At 35.0% G+C, this 16,779-nt stretch carries 10 protein-coding genes; 6 read left to right on the top strand and 4 right to left on the bottom strand.

Annotation, left to right across the window (positions count from 1 at the left end):
• Window positions 1-94 precede the first annotated feature (94 nt).
• Complete coding sequence (locus QSV08_RS01655) at window positions 95-2,131, bottom strand: HD family phosphohydrolase (protein WP_324025994.1); 2,037 nt, start codon at window positions 2,129-2,131, stop codon at window positions 95-97.
• A 121-nt stretch (window positions 2,132-2,252) separates the two neighbouring features.
• Between QSV08_RS01655 and QSV08_RS01650 the strand changes: the two genes are divergently transcribed.
• Window positions 2,253-3,428, top strand: a complete 1,176-nt coding sequence (locus QSV08_RS01650) for an acetyl-CoA C-acyltransferase (RefSeq protein ID WP_324025992.1) — start codon at window positions 2,253-2,255, stop codon at window positions 3,426-3,428.
• Window positions 3,429-3,445: 17 nt separating this feature from the next.
• Window positions 3,446-4,198 (top strand): NlpC/P60 family protein, encoded by a 753-nt coding sequence (locus tag QSV08_RS01645; RefSeq protein WP_324025991.1) that lies wholly within the window; start codon window positions 3,446-3,448, stop codon window positions 4,196-4,198.
• Between the two features lie 47 nt (window positions 4,199-4,245).
• Here QSV08_RS01645 and QSV08_RS01640 read toward each other — a convergent pair whose 3' ends face one another.
• Entirely contained in the window at window positions 4,246-5,508 is a 1,263-nt protein-coding gene (locus tag QSV08_RS01640; protein ID WP_324025989.1) for a tetratricopeptide repeat protein, read from the bottom strand.
• Between the two features lie 40 nt (window positions 5,509-5,548).
• Window positions 5,549-8,107: a DNA gyrase subunit A gene (gene gyrA / locus QSV08_RS01635; protein WP_324025987.1), complete on the bottom strand. Its 2,559-nt coding sequence runs from the start codon at window positions 8,105-8,107 to the stop codon at window positions 5,549-5,551.
• Between the two features lie 259 nt (window positions 8,108-8,366).
• On the opposite strand from gyrA, the gene QSV08_RS01630 reads away from it, so the two are divergent.
• Together QSV08_RS01630 and QSV08_RS01625 are read left to right on the top strand one after the other, a co-directional pair.
• Window positions 8,367-10,919: an ATP-dependent Clp protease ATP-binding subunit gene (locus QSV08_RS01630; protein ID WP_324025985.1), complete on the top strand. Its 2,553-nt coding sequence runs from the start codon at window positions 8,367-8,369 to the stop codon at window positions 10,917-10,919.
• Between the two features lie 207 nt (window positions 10,920-11,126).
• Window positions 11,127-11,525: an STAS/SEC14 domain-containing protein gene (locus QSV08_RS01625; protein ID WP_073245582.1), complete on the top strand. Its 399-nt coding sequence runs from the start codon at window positions 11,127-11,129 to the stop codon at window positions 11,523-11,525.
• Between the two features lie 7 nt (window positions 11,526-11,532).
• Here the strand turns inward: QSV08_RS01625 and QSV08_RS01620 are convergent, their stop codons facing one another.
• Window positions 11,533-13,080, bottom strand: coding sequence for an NAD(P)H-hydrate dehydratase (locus tag QSV08_RS01620; protein ID WP_324025983.1), 1,548 nt, complete (start codon window positions 13,078-13,080; stop codon window positions 11,533-11,535).
• Between the two features lie 268 nt (window positions 13,081-13,348).
• Between QSV08_RS01620 and thrA the strand changes: the two genes are divergently transcribed.
• Window positions 13,349-15,790 (top strand): bifunctional aspartate kinase/homoserine dehydrogenase I, encoded by a 2,442-nt coding sequence (thrA, locus tag QSV08_RS01615; RefSeq protein WP_324025981.1) that lies wholly within the window; start codon window positions 13,349-13,351, stop codon window positions 15,788-15,790.
• A 23-nt stretch (window positions 15,791-15,813) separates the two neighbouring features.
• Window positions 15,814-16,740 (top strand): homoserine kinase, encoded by a 927-nt coding sequence (locus QSV08_RS01610; RefSeq protein ID WP_324025979.1) that lies wholly within the window; start codon window positions 15,814-15,816, stop codon window positions 16,738-16,740.
• Window positions 16,741-16,779: the final 39 nt, after the last annotated feature.

Raw genomic sequence — 16,779 nt, 5'->3', positions numbered from 1 at the left:
CTGTTGCTCTAAATAGCGGATGCAAATGTATAAGTATAACTCGTTTTACGCAACTATTTTTGATGTTTTTTTTTAATAAAAAATTACACCCCTGTTACTCAGGATATTCCACACGCAAATGATAAATATTTATTAGCTTTTGTTTGAAAATTTTCTTGATTTTTTCAATTTCTTTGAATGTAATATCTGCATTCAAAAATTGATTTGCCTTCATTTGACCCGAAATTATCTTATCAACAAACTCATCGATGATTAAAAAAGTTGGATTTTTCAAACTTTTTGATGCCGCTTCTACAGAATCTGCCATCATTAAAATTGCTGTTTCTTTAGAAAATGGCAACGGACCAGGGTACCTAAAATCTTCTTCATTTACATCTTCCTCTAATTCTTTTTGCTTTTTGTAAAAATAAAATACCAAAGTTGTACCATGATGCGAACGTATAAAATCTATAATACGGTCAGGCAAATTATTCTTTCTAGCTATCTCAATTCCCTTAATTACATGATCAATAATAATACGTGCACTGTCTTTAGGACTCAGCTCGTCATGCGGATTTACATTGGTGACCTGATTTTCGGTAAAATAAGTCGGTTCGTTCATTTTACCAATATCATGATACAAAGCCCCTACCCTAACCAACATGGCATTCGCCCCAATTTCATTAGCTGCTGCCTCTGCCAAATTTGCGACTTGTAGCGAATGATGAAAAGTACCCGGAGCCTTATTAGACAATTCTTTTAAAAGCTTAGAATTGGTATCTGACAACTCCAATAGCGACACATCTGACACTAGACCAAAGAGCTTTTCATAAATATAGATTAATGGCTGCACGAATAGCGTAATCATGCCATTTAAAAGAAAAAGTCCCAATGTGTACCATTCAATATCACTTAAATCGCCCTCATGTATCGTATGAAATGCTAAATACCCAATAATATAAATAAGTGTTATTTGACCAACACTCACAAAAAGGTTCGCTCTTTTATACAACTCAGATACGGTAAGTATGGTTACTATACCTGTAATTATCTGCAAGAATATATACTCAAAACTATTAGGTACTACAAAGCCCAAAATTAAGATAGTAAGTACGTGCACGAATAAGCCCAGCCTAGCATCAAAAAATGTTTTTAAAATTAATGGGAGAATACACAGCGGAACTACAAATACTAATTGGTCATTATATTTTATAACCATAGTGGTTATAAACACCATCAACAGAATATTGAAAAAGATAAAGGTTACTTTGACATTGTTTTCATAAACCGTTCTCCTATATTTTTTCAAAAACAAGAAAAGCATAATAAGCACTAATGCAACAAGAACGGTGTAACCTATTAATATGTAGTAGTAATTACTGGCTGTCCATAATTCAGACTCATATTCAGACTTTAATGACTCTAATATCTTTAAATTTTCAGCTTCGACAACTTCACCCTTAGCGATTATTAAGCGCCCTTGATCAACCGTACCTCTTGTATATGATAATTTTGATAACGCCTCATTTCTAGCTTTTTGAGTGAGATTGTTATCAAAACTGACATTCGGAGCTATAATATCGAAAAACAATGCCTGTGTATCTTTCTCAAAAGCCGATAAGTTATTATAAGTGAGAACTTGACGCACCAATTTATTAATCTCATTTACTCTAAAAAAATCTGAAACCCTTACTTTTCTTGCTTCATTATCCTTCACTAAATAAATAAAACTGCGTTGAACTTGCTTACCATTGTTCTGTAAAATTCCCTTAGCATAAACGGAGTCTAATACTACTTTAGAAAAATATTTTAATCTTGTTTTCTGATTTTCCCCAAGTGCGGTTCTACCCCATTTATCTTCGAACTTTTGCTCAAATTCTGCTAAAACCTTAGCTACCTCAGCCTGATCATACCTGTAGTATGGTAATTGATTACTCTCAATTACTTGTTTTTCTTTTGCTATTTCAGTATCGGTTTTCTGAATAGAAAAATCAAAAGGGGCATATAGATTTTCAAATTGCCAAGGCTTCCCTTTTTGAAATTCATATTTAAATTTCCCACCCTTTGGCAAGAAAAACACAATAAATGCAACCGCCACAACATAGAGTATATATTTGAAAATGAGCGATTGCTGTTTGTAAAGATTATCCAAAAGAAAATTGTATTAGGTTCATCAAAAATAGAAAATAATAAACTGATAACTAGTAATTGAAACGATATCCTGTGGGTTGCTACAGAATTTAGTAATTTCGTGTAATCAAATAACAAAAAACATGAAAGAAGTCGTTATCGTATCAGCCGTAAGAACTCCAATAGGAAGTTTTATGGGCGGATTATCAACAGTTCCAGCTCCGAAACTAGGAGCAATTGCTATTGAAGGCGCATTAAAAAAAATCAACCTTTCACCTACATTAGTAGATGAAGTTATAATGGGCAATGTAGTGCAAGCCGGCACAGGTCAAGCACCTGCAAGACAAGCTGCTATATTTGCCGGTATTCCAAACACCGTACCGTGTACAACCATAAATAAAGTTTGTGCCTCTGGTATGAAAGCGGTAATGCAAGGTGCACAAGCTATTGCCTTAGGTGATGCAGACGTTGTTGTTGCAGGTGGAATGGAAAATATGAGCTTAATACCTCATTATGTTCATATGAGAACAGGTACAAAATTTGGACCTACTACTTTCGTGGACGGAATGCAGAAAGACGGTTTAGTCGATGCATATGATGAAAACGCCATGGGTGTTTGTGCTGATGCATGTGCTACTGAATATGAATTTAGCAGAGAAGATCAAGATGCCTATGCTATTCAGTCTTACAAGAGATCTGCTGATGCTTGGGAAAATGGAAAATTTGACAACGAAGTTATTCCTGTAGCTGTACCACAAAGACGTGGGGAACCTAAAATGGTTACCAAAGATGAAGAATTTAGTAATGTCTTTATTGATAAGATTCCGAATTTAAGACCTGCATTTTCAAAAGACGGAACAGTTACCGCTGCAAATGCCTCAACCATTAACGACGGTGCCGCGGCATTAGTTTTAATGAGTAGAGAAAAGGCAGAAGAGTTAAACTTGAAACCATTAGCAGTTATAAAAAGCTATGCTGATGCAGCTCATGAACCTGAGTGGTTCACTACAGCCCCAGCAAAAGCACTACCGAAGGCTCTAGCAAAATCTAATTTAAAATTAGAAGAAATCGAATTCTTCGAATTTAACGAAGCATTTTCTGTTGTTGGTCTTGCCAATATGAAGATATTAGGCTTAGACGACAAAAATGTCAATGTAAATGGTGGTGCCGTTTCTTTAGGTCACCCGTTAGGATGTTCTGGTGCACGTATTCTAATAACATTACTAAATGTATTAGAACAAAATAATGCTAAACTTGGCGCAGCTGCAATCTGTAATGGTGGCGGTGGTGCTTCGGCTATAATTATCGAAAAGGTTTAAGCGGATAAAAAAATTGCATGCAATACGGTATTTGTCAGTTAAGCATTATTCCTGTTAGAAGTACGTCAGATGAAGTAGCTGAATTAGTTACGCAACTTCTATTTGGAGAGCACTTTAAGATTTTGGAATGCCGAAAAAATTGGTCTAGAATAAAAACCATTTTCGACAAGTGTGAAGGCTGGATAATGAATAGCCAATTGTTTTTTATACCTGAAGATGAGTTTAATGACATTCAGGCACATAAAAATAAGAGCTATGTTACTGAGTTAGTATCGTATGTTGAAGATGCTAATCAAATACTTACCCCTATTCTTATAGGGTCTTGTATTGCTAACACTCCGTCATTGTCGGTTAATTTTGAAGGTAAACTTTTAAGTGACCAACAGCCTAAAGAGAATTTAGTTAAAACTTCATTGCTCTATTTAAATTCTCCAGAATTGAGAGGAGGAAAATCACCTTTTGGCATCGATAGTGCCGGATTCGCTCAAATAGTCTATAAAATTAACGGATATAGCCTTTTACGAACTGCAAAAGAGCAATCTACACAGGGCACAGCCCTTAGTTTTGTAGAAGAAAGTGAAGCTGGTGATTTAGCTTTTTTTGATAACGCCAATGGTGAAATTGATCATGTTGGTATTATTATGGAAAACAACTATGTTATTCATGTTAACGGAAAAGTTAGGGTTGACCGCTTAGACCATACAGGTATTTTTAATAATGACCTTAGAACATACACCCATCAATTACGGGTTATTAAAAAAGTAGTATAAAAAAAGGCCCTTAATAAGGGCCTTTTATTTTATTGTTGGGTTTGTAATTACTCACCTAACATCTTCTTCATTTTAGTGAAGTTTTCAGTATCACCCATAGCTCCGTAAATGTTCTTAAGCTGAGACATGATATTTTCACTTTCAGGATTGTTTTTCAACGCATCTTCTAAAACATCAGCACCTTGCTTAAACAAACCATCTTTTTTCTCTTTAAGCTCATCATATTTTGCAATATCAGCTCTAGAGTTACCTAATGAATTCATTTCATCGATTAATGCATTACCTTCATTAACATATGTCGTAGAAAGATTTAAATATGCATTAGTATACTTAGGATCAATTTCAATAGCTTTCTTATAAGATACACGTGCATCTGCATAGTTATCTTGTTCCATGCTAATTACACCAACGTTATAATGTAAATCTGGATTATCTGGAGCCAAAGCGATTGCTTGAGCCATCAATTCTTTGAACTTATCCTTATTTCCTTGCTTGAAATATAAGTTTGCTTCATTTAGAATAAGATTTACATCTTCTGGATCATTTTTTCTAGCTGCCTGATAAGCCTCTAAAGCTTTTTCATCTTGACCTAGTTGCGTATAGATCAAAGCTGTATTCTTAACAATCTCAGCTTTTTTAGATGGAGTTTTCTCATCTACCGGGTTTGAATACGTACCTGATTTTACCATAAGATCACGTTGAACCTTATCCATTTCTTCAACCTCACCAGAAGTTGCGTTTGTAGCTTTATATACTACTGCACTACCATCATAACCTACCTCTTGTAGTTTATCATAGTAATCTAATGCCATTTCATAATGACCACCATTTACAGCACTACCTGCTGCATAGTATAAATAAGAAGTATCTTTTGGACTAAGTGTGTAGCTCATGTACAACTTCTCAGCAGCTTCTTTAAACTTACTATTACCATTATCACTAACAGCAGAGTTTACAAGGTCAGCCGTTAAAGACGCCATGTATTGGTTTGTTTCAGCAGTATATTTTTGCTTTCCTGAAGCTTCTTCTAATTCTATAACCTTTTTGAAAGAAGTTGCAGATTTTTCAAATGCATCGTTATTTCCTTTTTTAGCCAAATCACTATAAATTTTACCTCTAGTGAAATAATATTGCGCTTGCGTTTTCTCATCTGCAGCAGCAATAGTACCAGATGCAGCCTCAAGAGCAGTTTGCGCCGTAGCGGCATCACCTGACTTCAAAGCCTTTTCTGCAGCTTTGATTTCATTTTTTTGAGCAAAACCAATCATTGTAAATGATAGGGCTGCTACAAGTAATAATCTATTTTTCATCTTTAATATATTAATTATTAGTGTTTAAAATTTTTGATACTTAATCTTCAGTTTCAGAATTATCAGTCTCCGCACCTTCTTCAGATTCAGAATTATCAATCTCCGTGCCATTTTCAGCATCTACCTCAATATCAAGTATTTCTGATTCTTCCAAATCATCTTCATCTTTCATAACCTTTGCAACTGCTGCAATAGAGTCATTACCTTTAATATTTATCAATCTAACACCTTGTGTTGCTCTACCCATTACACGTAAATCTTCTACGCTCATACGTATTGCAATTCCAGATTTATTGATAATCATTAAATCATCAGAATCGGTAACGTTTTTAATAGCTACCAGTCCACCAGTTTTGTCGGTTACACTAATAGTCTTAACTCCTTTACCTCCTCTATTGGTAACTCTGTAATCTTCAATGCTTGAACGTTTACCATAACCTTTTTCAGAAACAACCAATATTTCATCTTCAAAATTATGTACCGATACCATTCCAATTACTTCATCGTCATCATTCGCTAAAGTAATACCACGAACACCAGAAGCATTTCTACCCATTGGCCTCGTCTTACTTTCTTCAAAACGAATAGCTTTACCAGATTTAAGTCCTAAGAAAATTTCACTTGAACCAGTAGTTAATTTAGCTTCTAGCAATTCATCACCATCACGAACGGTAATTGCATTAATACCATTTTGACGTGGTCTAGAATATTGCTCTAAAGATGTTTTCTTAACAACACCTTTCTTAGTTGCCATAATAACATAATGCGCATTGATATACTCCTCATCTTTTAAATCTTGTGTACAAATGAATGCTTTTACACTATCATCTTGTTCAATATTTATAAGATTCTGTATCGCCCTACCCTTAGATGTTCTACTTCCTTCCGGTATTTCGAATACACGCATCCAGAAACATTTTCCTTTTTGCGTAAAGAATAACATATATTGGTGATTGGTACCAACGAACAAATGCTCTAAGAAATCTTCATTTCTTGTAGAAGATGCTTTTTGACCAACTCCACCTCTATTTTGAGTTTTGTATTCTGTTAATGGAGTTCTCTTAATGTAACCGGCATGAGAAATTGTGATTACAACTTGCTCATCTGGTATCATATCTTCCATACTAAGATCACCACCTGCAATGTTAATTACAGATCTTCTCTCGTCACCATATTTATCTTTAATCTCAAGAAGCTCATCTTTTATAATTTGCATTCTTCGCTCCTTTTTCTCAAGAATATCTTTTAAATCAGCAATAAGAAGCATTATCTCATCATACTCGGTTCTAAGCTTGTCTTGCTCTAAACCAGTAAGTTGACGTAATCGCATTTCTACAATCGCCTTGGCTTGAATTTCACTTAACTTAAAACGTTCAATTAAGTTTGCTCTTGCCTCATCAGCATTATTTGAAGCTCTTATTATCGCAATTACCTCATCAATATTATCAGAAGCAATAATTAATCCTTCTAATATATGTGCACGATCTTCAGCTTTCTTTAATTCAAACTGTGTACGCCTAACTACAACTTCATGACGATGCTCAACGAAATAATGAATCATTTCTTTCACGTTCAATAACTGAGGTCTACCCTTAACCAGGGCAATGTTATTAACACTGAAAGAAGTTTGTAATGCCGTATACTTGAACAGCATATTTAAAACGATATTAGGGATAGCATCTCTTTTTAAGATGTAGACGATACGCATACCGTTACGGTCAGATTCATCTCTAATATTGGATATACCCTCCAATTTTTTGTCATTAACAAGATCCGCAGTTTTCTTGATCATGTCAGCCTTGTTGACCTGATAAGGTATTTCAGTAACAACGATACATTCACGACCCTGAACTTCTTCAAAAGTTGCTTTAGCACGCATTTTTACACGCCCTCTTCCTGTATGAAAAGCTTCTTTTACACCATCATAGCCATAAATAATACCTCCCGTTGGAAAATCTGGCGCTTTAATATGCGTAATCAACTCATCTATTTCAATATCATTATTGTCGATATACGCAACAGTACCATCAATGACTTCCGCTAAATTATGCGGAGGCATATTGGTAGCCATACCTACAGCAATACCAGATGCTCCATTAACCAATAAAGCAGGAACCCTAGTAGGTAGAACAGTAGGCTCTTTCAAAGAATCATCAAAATTCAATTGATAATCTACAGTTTCCTTTTCAATATCGATAAGCATATCATCTGCAATCTTACGCATACGGGCCTCCGTATAACGCATCGCTGCAGGGCTATCACCATCAACAGAACCAAAGTTACCTTGACCATCTACAAGCATATACCGTAGACTCCATTCTTGCGCCATACGAACCATGGCATCATATACAGAAGTATCACCATGCGGGTGATACTTACCAAGAACCTCACCCACAATACGGGCAGATTTTTTATGCGAGCTATTACTTCTAACCCCTAATTCATGCATTCCAAAAAGAACTCTTCTGTGCACGGGTTTTAAACCATCCCTGACATCTGGCAGGGCTCGTGACACAATGACCGACATTGAATAATCAATGTAAGCAGATTTCATTTCGTCTTCAATGTTAATGGGAATCAATTTTTCACCGTCAGCCATCTTAAAATCTTATGTTTTTTAATTAGTAAAAAAGCATGCCAATATACTTAAATCCTAAGCGTTTAAAGACTAAGTCGTTTTAATTATATCAAATTTTATTAACACATGCCCAATAAATGTTAATTTCCATTATATACGCTCATTTTCGTGCTCAGAGTCGCACATTTAATGGGTTTTACAATAACTTTAACGATTATAGGTACGGTATTTGCCATTGATTGAATCATATTTAGTAATTTTATAGAAGATAATATAGTATATGGATGATAATTTTTCCCCAAGAGTAAAGGATGTAATTGCTTATAGCAAGGAGGAAGCATTGCGACTTGGTCACGATTTTATCGGTACCGAGCACCTCATGCTAGGGCTTCTTAGAGATGGAAACGGGAAGGCTATAAGCATTTTAGATGCTTTAGAAGTTGATCTGGAACACCTACGTAGAAAAGTAGAAATACTTAGCCCTTCTAACCCAAACGCTAGTGGCGTACAAAAAGATAAAAAGAACTTGCACTTAACAAGACAAGCAGAGCGTGCATTAAAAACAACATTTTTAGAAGCTAAACTTTTTCAAAGTTCTTCTATTAATACCGCTCACCTCTTACTTTGTATTCTTAGAAATGAAAACGACCCTACTACAAAGCTTTTACATAAATTAAAAGTTGATTATGATGGCGTCAAGGAACAGTTTAAATTTATGATTACAAGCGACGACGATATGGTAGATGGCCCAACGGCCGAATCTTTTCCTAGTGATTCTGAAGACACAAACGAAGGTAAGGAAAGCACTTTTGGTGCTGCTTCTAGCCAGAAAGGTGCAAAAAAATCTAAAACTCCGGTATTAGATAATTTTGGTAGAGACCTTACTCAAATGGCAGAAGAAAATAAACTAGACCCTGTTGTTGGTAGAGAAAAAGAAATAGAAAGGGTTTCTCAGATTCTTAGTAGAAGAAAAAAGAACAACCCATTACTTATAGGTGAGCCAGGTGTTGGTAAAAGTGCCATTGCAGAAGGTCTTGCCTTACGTATAATTGACAAAAAAGTTTCTAGAATTCTTTACAACAAAAGAGTTGTTACTCTTGATCTTGCTTCTTTAGTTGCCGGTACAAAATACCGTGGACAGTTCGAAGAGCGAATGAAGGCAGTAATGAACGAGCTAGAAAAGAATGATGATGTCATTTTATTTATTGATGAAATTCATACTATTGTAGGTGCAGGTGGAGCTACTGGAAGTTTAGATGCTTCTAACATGTTCAAACCAGCATTGGCAAGAGGTGAAATTCAATGTATTGGCGCCACTACCCTTGATGAGTACAGACAGTATATTGAAAAAGATGGTGCTTTAGAAAGACGTTTTCAAAAAGTAATTGTTGAACCAACTACTATTGACGAGACGATTGAAATTTTACATAACATTAAAGGTAAATATGAAGATCACCACAATGTAACCTACACTGACGAGGCTATTGAAGCTTGTGTTAAATTAACAAGTAGGTACATGACTGATCGTTTTTTACCAGACAAGGCTATTGATGCTCTTGACGAAGCTGGCTCTCGTGTGCACATCGTTAATATGGACGTTCCGAAACAAATTCTTGAGTTGGAAAAGAAATTAGAAGATGTACGCGAACTTAAGAACAGCGTTGTTAAAAAGCAGAAATATGAAGAAGCTGCTAAACTACGTGATGACGAGAAAAGTCTAGAAAAGGAACTTGCTATCGCTCAAGAACGTTGGGAAGATGACAGTAAACTTAACAAAGAAACTGTAAGCGAAGATAATGTTGCCGATGTAGTTTCTATGATGAGTGGAATTCCTGTTAATAGAATTGCACAAACAGAAAGTAACAAGTTAGCCGGATTACCAGATCTTATAAAATCGAACGTAATCGGACAAGACGAAGCTGTCGCTAAAGTTTCTAAAGCAATTCAACGTAATAGAGCTGGACTTAAAGATCCTAACAAGCCGATTGGTTCGTTTATATTTTTAGGACAGACAGGTGTTGGTAAAACACAACTAGCTAAAGTATTGGCTAAAGAACTTTTTGATTCTGAAGACGCACTTATTCGTATAGATATGAGTGAGTATATGGAGAAGTTTGCCATCTCTAGATTAGTTGGTGCTCCTCCAGGGTACGTTGGTTACGAAGAAGGTGGTCAATTAACTGAGAAAGTTAGAAGAAAACCTTACTCTGTAATTCTGCTTGATGAAGTTGAAAAAGCTCATCCTGATGTATTCAATATGCTTTTACAAGTATTGGATGATGGCTTCTTAACAGATAGTCTTGGTCGCAAAATCGATTTTAGAAATACCATTATAATAATGACTTCTAATATTGGCGCACGACAATTAAAAGACTTTGGTCAAGGTGTCGGTTTCGGTACTTCTGCCAAAAAGTCACAAGAAGACTCACATCAAAAAGGTGTTATCGAAAATGCTTTAAAGAAAGCTTTTGCTCCTGAATTCTTAAATAGAATTGATGATGTAATCGTATTTAATGCATTAGAGAGAGAAGACATACATAAGATTATAGATATTGAACTGGCTAAGTTGTTCAAGAGAATCAAAGATATTGGTTACCACTTGAACCTTACGGATGAAGCTAAAGACTATATCGCAGAGAAAGGCTTTGACAAACAGTACGGAGCTAGACCGCTTAAAAGAGCAATTCAGAAATATATTGAAGATGCCCTTGCGGAAGAAATAGTAAATTCTAAACTTAAAGAGGGAGATAGCATTTATATCGATCTTGACAAGAAAAGTGAAGAATTGACTATTAAAATTGAAAAAGCGGAGGAAGAATCGCCTAAAACATAGGTATTTACACTTTACTGGAATATAAAAAAGGAGCCCTACATAGGGCTCCTTTTTCGTACAATTCATTTTTTATTGTAAGAATTAAAACACATTGAATAGTAGCCATACGCAGTATGAACGATATTTTCGCGTTTAAACTAAAAATTTACTCAGAGAATCTAGTTCCTTATATTTTCGCTTCAGACACACTATATTAATACGAATAGAATGAAGATTGGATCTACCAAAAAGAAGGTAATTGTAAGGGAATACGAATTAGAAACAGGAAAAATTCAAGTATATGATAACTACATGGTATCCATCTTTGATGAGGGAGCTACATTAACTTTAGAAAGAGCTTATCAAATTATTGGTATATCTGAAATTCACTTTAGAGATAAAAACTTTGGTTTTATAAGTCTGCGCAAAAATTCATTTGCAATCGACCCTACCATTTACAACTATCTAAAACAACTAGACAACCTTAAAGCTTTTGCTATTGTTTCTGTCAAAGAAATTGACATGCATAACTTTAAGATTGAAAAATTGTTTTACAAAAAACCAATGAAGTTTTTCATTGAATTTGATAATGCTTTAAAATGGGTAAAAAGAAGAGTTAACTCTTAAAAGAAAATCAACTAGGTTGATTTTCTTCTTCTACTACAGGTTGTTCGGGCATTTTAAATAAATCTAAATACGCACCAGCTAAATTATCTATTAGATGCGATGCTGTTAAAGATTGAAAACCTGTAGATTCTACCGCAATATCACCTGCTCTACCATGCAAGTAGACTCCGAATATTGCTGCATCTAAAGCAGAATAACCTTGAGCTCTTAGACCTGTAATTATACCGGTCAACACATCACCACTACCTGCTGTAGCCATACCTGGGTTACCAGTTGTGTTCACATAACCTTTTGTGTTGTGTACTATTACAGTATGCGCACCTTTAATTACAACAATACATTTATATTTTTTTGAAAATTTCTTGACTTTCGCAAGTTTATCGAAATCGTCTTTCCATTTTCCTATCAAACGTTCCAGTTCTTTTGGATGCGGAGTCAAAATAGAATCTTCTGGTAATTCTTTTAATAAATCTTTATGCTTAGAAAGAATATTAAGTGCATCGGCATCAAGTACCAATGGCAGCTTATTACTTTTTAGAAAACCAGATAAAGCTTTAACGGTTGTCTCACTAGTTCCTATTCCGATACCTACTCCAATAACTGACGGCTCTAAATCAAACTTTATATCCGTTAGCTCATTTTCATTAGCATCGGTTAAAACCATAATTTCTGGTAATGAGGTCTGCAAAATGTTATAACCTATTCTTGGAACAAAAGACGTTACTAAACCGCTACCTGAATAAAGCGCAGCTTTAGACGACAGACAAACAGAGCCCATTTTACCATAACTACCACCAATTATTAATGAATGCCCGTAAGTACCTTTATGCCCGTATTTCTCACGTGGCTTGTACATGGTAAGTACCTCATTCTTTCCTATTAATTCATAATCGGTTTCCGTAACTCTTAAATATTCTGGATCAAGTCCGATATCTAAAACTTCCCACTGATCTATGTACTTTCCTGTTTCTGGTAAGAAAAATATCAGTTTCGGAGTTTGAAAACTCAATACAAAATTAGATTTTATAATAGCATCAAAATCTTCTGGACCTTGATCAGTGAATAGTCCCGAAGGAATATCAATAGAAAGAATAAATGCCTGAGAATTATTTAAATACTGAATTACCTTAACCACCCATGCTTCTGGTGTTCTATTTAATCCTATTCCGAAAATTCCATCTACAATAATATCATCCCTACCAATTTCTGGTAGTTCATCATCAGAATTCATAAAATGTGGCCATACCTTACGATCTTTCAGTCTATCTAAATTTATTAGAAAATCTTTTGAGCGCTTCTCACTATAATTAATAACATACACTTCTACATTATAACCGTGATCTACAAGATGTCTGGCAAGAGCAATACCATCTCCCCCGTTATTACCAATACCACAGAATAAATGTATTTTTACAGGTGCACCCTGCATACGCAAATGTATCCAATTGAAGAGCTGCAAGGCTGCGCGTTCCATTAATTCATTACTGCCTATTTCCTCTTTTTTAATAGAAATCTGATCTGCCTTATAAATCTGTTTTGCACTATATAATTTCATTCTTTATTTTTTTTACAGCTAAAAAGTAACGATTCCGTAAAAAATTGTGGAATCATTTGATTAAGATACCAAATGTACTACATTTGATTTTCAACCATTAGTATTTATGGACTGCTATAAAACAGACATAACATTCGATTTCACTTCAGCTACTATTACTTATGGTACAGCTACGGCATGTTTCACCCTTTGGGGTTAAAAACAATCTTTCTCCGTACCCGTGTTTAATTACACCATATCTTAAATTACAAAGTCAATATTTCACAACATGAAAGTTCTAAAATTCGGTGGCTCATCTGTAGCCAAACCTGAAAATATAATTAAAATTAAAAATATCATCTCTAAGTACAACGACCCTATTATTCTGGTTGTTTCAGCTTTAGGCGGTGTAACAGATCTATTATTAGAAGCTGGATCATTAGCTTCTACCCAAGATCAATCTTACAAAGAAATTCTTAGCACATTAGAAGAAAGACATCTTTCTACCATTAAAGAATTAATACCTGTAACGGCACAAAGCAAAGTACTTAGCAAAGTTAAAAGCGAGTTTAACGTATTAGAAACGCTTTTAGAAGGTGCTTATTTTATCGGAGAAATAACGCCAAAATTATCCGACAAAATAGTAAGCTACGGCGAACTTCTTTCTTCTTACATTATTAGCGAATACCTTGTTAGCGAAAAATTAGACGCTGAATTTAAAGATAGTAGAGAGCTCATTATTACACATAAGCTTAACGGTAAGAACGTGGTAAACTTTGAAAAAACTAATGCTAACTGCGTAGATTATTTCAAAGCTTCAAATAAGAAAGTAACCGTTTGCCCAGGGTTTATAGCTACTTCAGAAGAAGGAGTATCTACTACTCTTGGCAGAGGTGGTTCTGATTATACTGCAGCAATATATGCTGCTGCTATTGATGCAGATGTTTTAGAAATTTGGACAGATGTTAGTGGTATGTATACTGCGAACCCAAAAATGGTAAAGCAAGCAAAAGCTATTCCGCATATTTCATATGAGGAAGCTATGGAGCTGTCTCATTTTGGCGCTAAAGTACTTTACCCACCTACTATACAACCTGTATTATCGAAAGGGATATCTATTGTCATTAAGAACACTTTTAGCCCTGCTGAAGCTGGTACATTAATTACAAAATCTAAAAATGAAAAAGGAAAGACCGTTCGTGGTATCAGCCATATTGGCAATATTGCGTTGCTTTCTTTAGAAGGACCGGGAATGGTAGGCATACCAGGAATTTCAAAACGATTTTTCGAAGTTCTTTCTCAAGCAGATATTAGTGTGGTTTTAATTACACAAGCATCTTCTGAGCATTCTATCTGTGTTGGTATTTCTGCCAATGATGTTGAAAAGGCAGTAAATATTGTAAATGAAGCTTTTGAATATGAAATTGAAAGAGGTCGTATAAAAGAAGTATTGCCCGAAAAAGATTTAGCAATTGTTGCCTTAGTAGGTGATAATATGAAAAGCCATCAAGGATTGAGCGGTAAAATGTTCAGCACCCTTGGTAAAAACAATGTTAATATTAGGGTGATTGCCCAAGGTGCTTCTGAAAGAAATATTTCTTGTATTATAGATGAAAAGGATGTCAAAAAAGCACTGAATGCCTTGCATGAAGAATTTTTTGAAGAAAACATTAAACAATTAAACCTATTTGTAATGGGTGTTGGTAATGTAGGCGCTAAATTTCTGGAGCAAATTAAAGAGCAACGTAAATTCTTAAAAGAAAATTTAAAATTAAACATTAGAGTAATAGGAATGTCCAACTCTAGAACTATGCTTTTTGATGAAAAAGGGATAGACTTAAATGATTGGTCAGCAAAACTTGCGGCAGGTGAAAAAGCCGACAAGGTTAAATTTTTAGAATTAGTAAATAGTCTAAACTATAGAAATAGCATCTTTGTTGATAATACAGCAAGTGAAGAGGTTTCTAAAACGTACAGCGAATATTTAGGTAATAGTATTTCTGTAGTTACTTGTAATAAAATTGCTTGTTCTTCTGCTTTTGAAAACTATTCACATCTAAAATCTTTAGCAAGAACATATAACGCTCCTTTCTTATTCGAAACTAATGTGGGCGCTGGTCTACCTATAATTGATACTTTAAAACACCTTATTGCATCGGGAGATAAAATTCTTAAAATTCAAGCAGTTCTTTCTGGAAGTTTAAACTTTGTTTTCAATAACTTCAATGATAAAACCACCTTTCACGATGTGGTAAAACAAGCTCAAGAAGAGGGATATACAGAACCTGATCCAAAAATAGATTTAAGTGGCGTTGATGTAATGCGTAAAATTTTAATCTTAGCTCGTGAGAGCGGAAATCAATTGGAAATCAGTGATATTACCAACAATCCATTTTTACCTGAAGAAAGTTTAAATACAGCCAATAACGATGAATTTTTTGCTTCTTTAATACAAAATGAAGCTCATTTTCAGTCCTTATACACTAGTGCAAAAAATGCAGATAGCAAATTGAAATATGTTGCTCAGTTCGATGATGGAAAAGCAAGTGTAGGTTTACAAGAAATACCAAAAGGGCATGATTTCTATAATTTAGAAGGTAGCGATAACATCGTGCTTTTTTACACAGAAAGATACCCTAACCAACCAATGATCATCAAAGGTGCTGGTGCCGGTGCTGCAGTAACAGCGTCTGGTATTTTTGCAGATATTATACGAATTGGTAATTTCTAAGTTCCATAACAAGAGTATTCATTATGAGCCAAAACGAAATTAAAGTTTTTTGTCCTGCTACAGTTGCAAACGTTTCATGCGGATTTGATGTTCTAGGCGTTGCCCTAGACTCGGTCGGTGATGAAATGATAGTTAGAAAAGTTTCTCAAAAAGGGATTAGAATCACCAAATTGACTGGACAAGATTTACCAAAAGAAACCTTGAACAATGTTGCCGGTGTGGCTGGTAATGCCTTTTTATTGGCATCTGATTACGAAGGCGGATTCGAAATTGAAATCAATAAAAAAATAAAACCTGGTAGTGGTATTGGTAGTAGCGCTGCAAGTGCTGCAGGTGCTGTTTGGGCAATGAACCATTTATTGGGTAACCCATTCAGTAAAACCGAACTGGTAAAATTCGCCATGGAAGGCGAACGTTTGGCAAGTGATGTTGCTCATGCAGATAATGTAGCCCCTGCCCTATTTGGTGGTTTCACGTTGGTGCGTAGTTACAGTCCGTTAGACATTATTGATATTCCTGCACCGTCAGATCTATATGTAACAATAATCCATCCTCAGATAGAAATAAAAACATCAGATTCTAGAAAGATTCTGAAAACAACTATTTCTATGGAAACCGGAATTAAACAATGGGGTAATGTAGGTGGCTTAGTTGCCGGATTATTTAAAGAGGACTATGATTTGATTGGTCGCTCATTAGAAGATCATATTGTAGAGCCTATTCGTTCTATATTGATTCCTGGTTTTGATGAAGTAAAAAAGGTTTCTCTAGAAGCTGGTGCTTTAGGCTCTGGTATCTCTGGATCCGGACCATCAATTTTTGCTTTTAGTAAAGGAAACGAAACTGCATTAAAAGTAGGTGAAGCAATGAAAACGGTTTACAATAAAATCGGTATTGCTTACGAAATACACGTATCAAAAATTAATATGGAAGGCGTTAAACTTTTATAAGTTCAGCAGCAGTACATTCATAACATTTAAAAATATTCA

The sequence above is a fragment of the Maribacter sp. BPC-D8 genome (assembly GCF_035207705.1).
Classification (GTDB): Bacteria; Bacteroidota; Bacteroidia; order Flavobacteriales; family Flavobacteriaceae; genus Maribacter.
This window is presented reverse-complemented; position numbering and strand designations above follow the sequence as displayed.

Coding starts and splice junctions, on each gene's coding strand:
- QSV08_RS01645 (WP_324025991.1), top strand. CDS start 3,446: ATGCAATACGGTATTTGTCAGTTAAGCATTATTCCTGTTAGAAGTACG.
- QSV08_RS01625 (WP_073245582.1), top strand. CDS start 11,127: ATGAAGATTGGATCTACCAAAAAGAAGGTAATTGTAAGGGAATACGAA.
- QSV08_RS01610 (WP_324025979.1), top strand. CDS start 15,814: ATGAGCCAAAACGAAATTAAAGTTTTTTGTCCTGCTACAGTTGCAAAC.
- QSV08_RS01650 (WP_324025992.1), top strand. CDS start 2,253: ATGAAAGAAGTCGTTATCGTATCAGCCGTAAGAACTCCAATAGGAAGT.
- thrA (WP_324025981.1), top strand. CDS start 13,349: ATGAAAGTTCTAAAATTCGGTGGCTCATCTGTAGCCAAACCTGAAAAT.
- QSV08_RS01630 (WP_324025985.1), top strand. CDS start 8,367: ATGGATGATAATTTTTCCCCAAGAGTAAAGGATGTAATTGCTTATAGC.
- QSV08_RS01640 (WP_324025989.1), bottom strand. CDS start 5,508: ATGAAAAATAGATTATTACTTGTAGCAGCCCTATCATTTACAATGATT.
- QSV08_RS01620 (WP_324025983.1), bottom strand. CDS start 13,080: ATGAAATTATATAGTGCAAAACAGATTTATAAGGCAGATCAGATTTCT.
- gyrA (WP_324025987.1), bottom strand. CDS start 8,107: ATGGCTGACGGTGAAAAATTGATTCCCATTAACATTGAAGACGAAATG.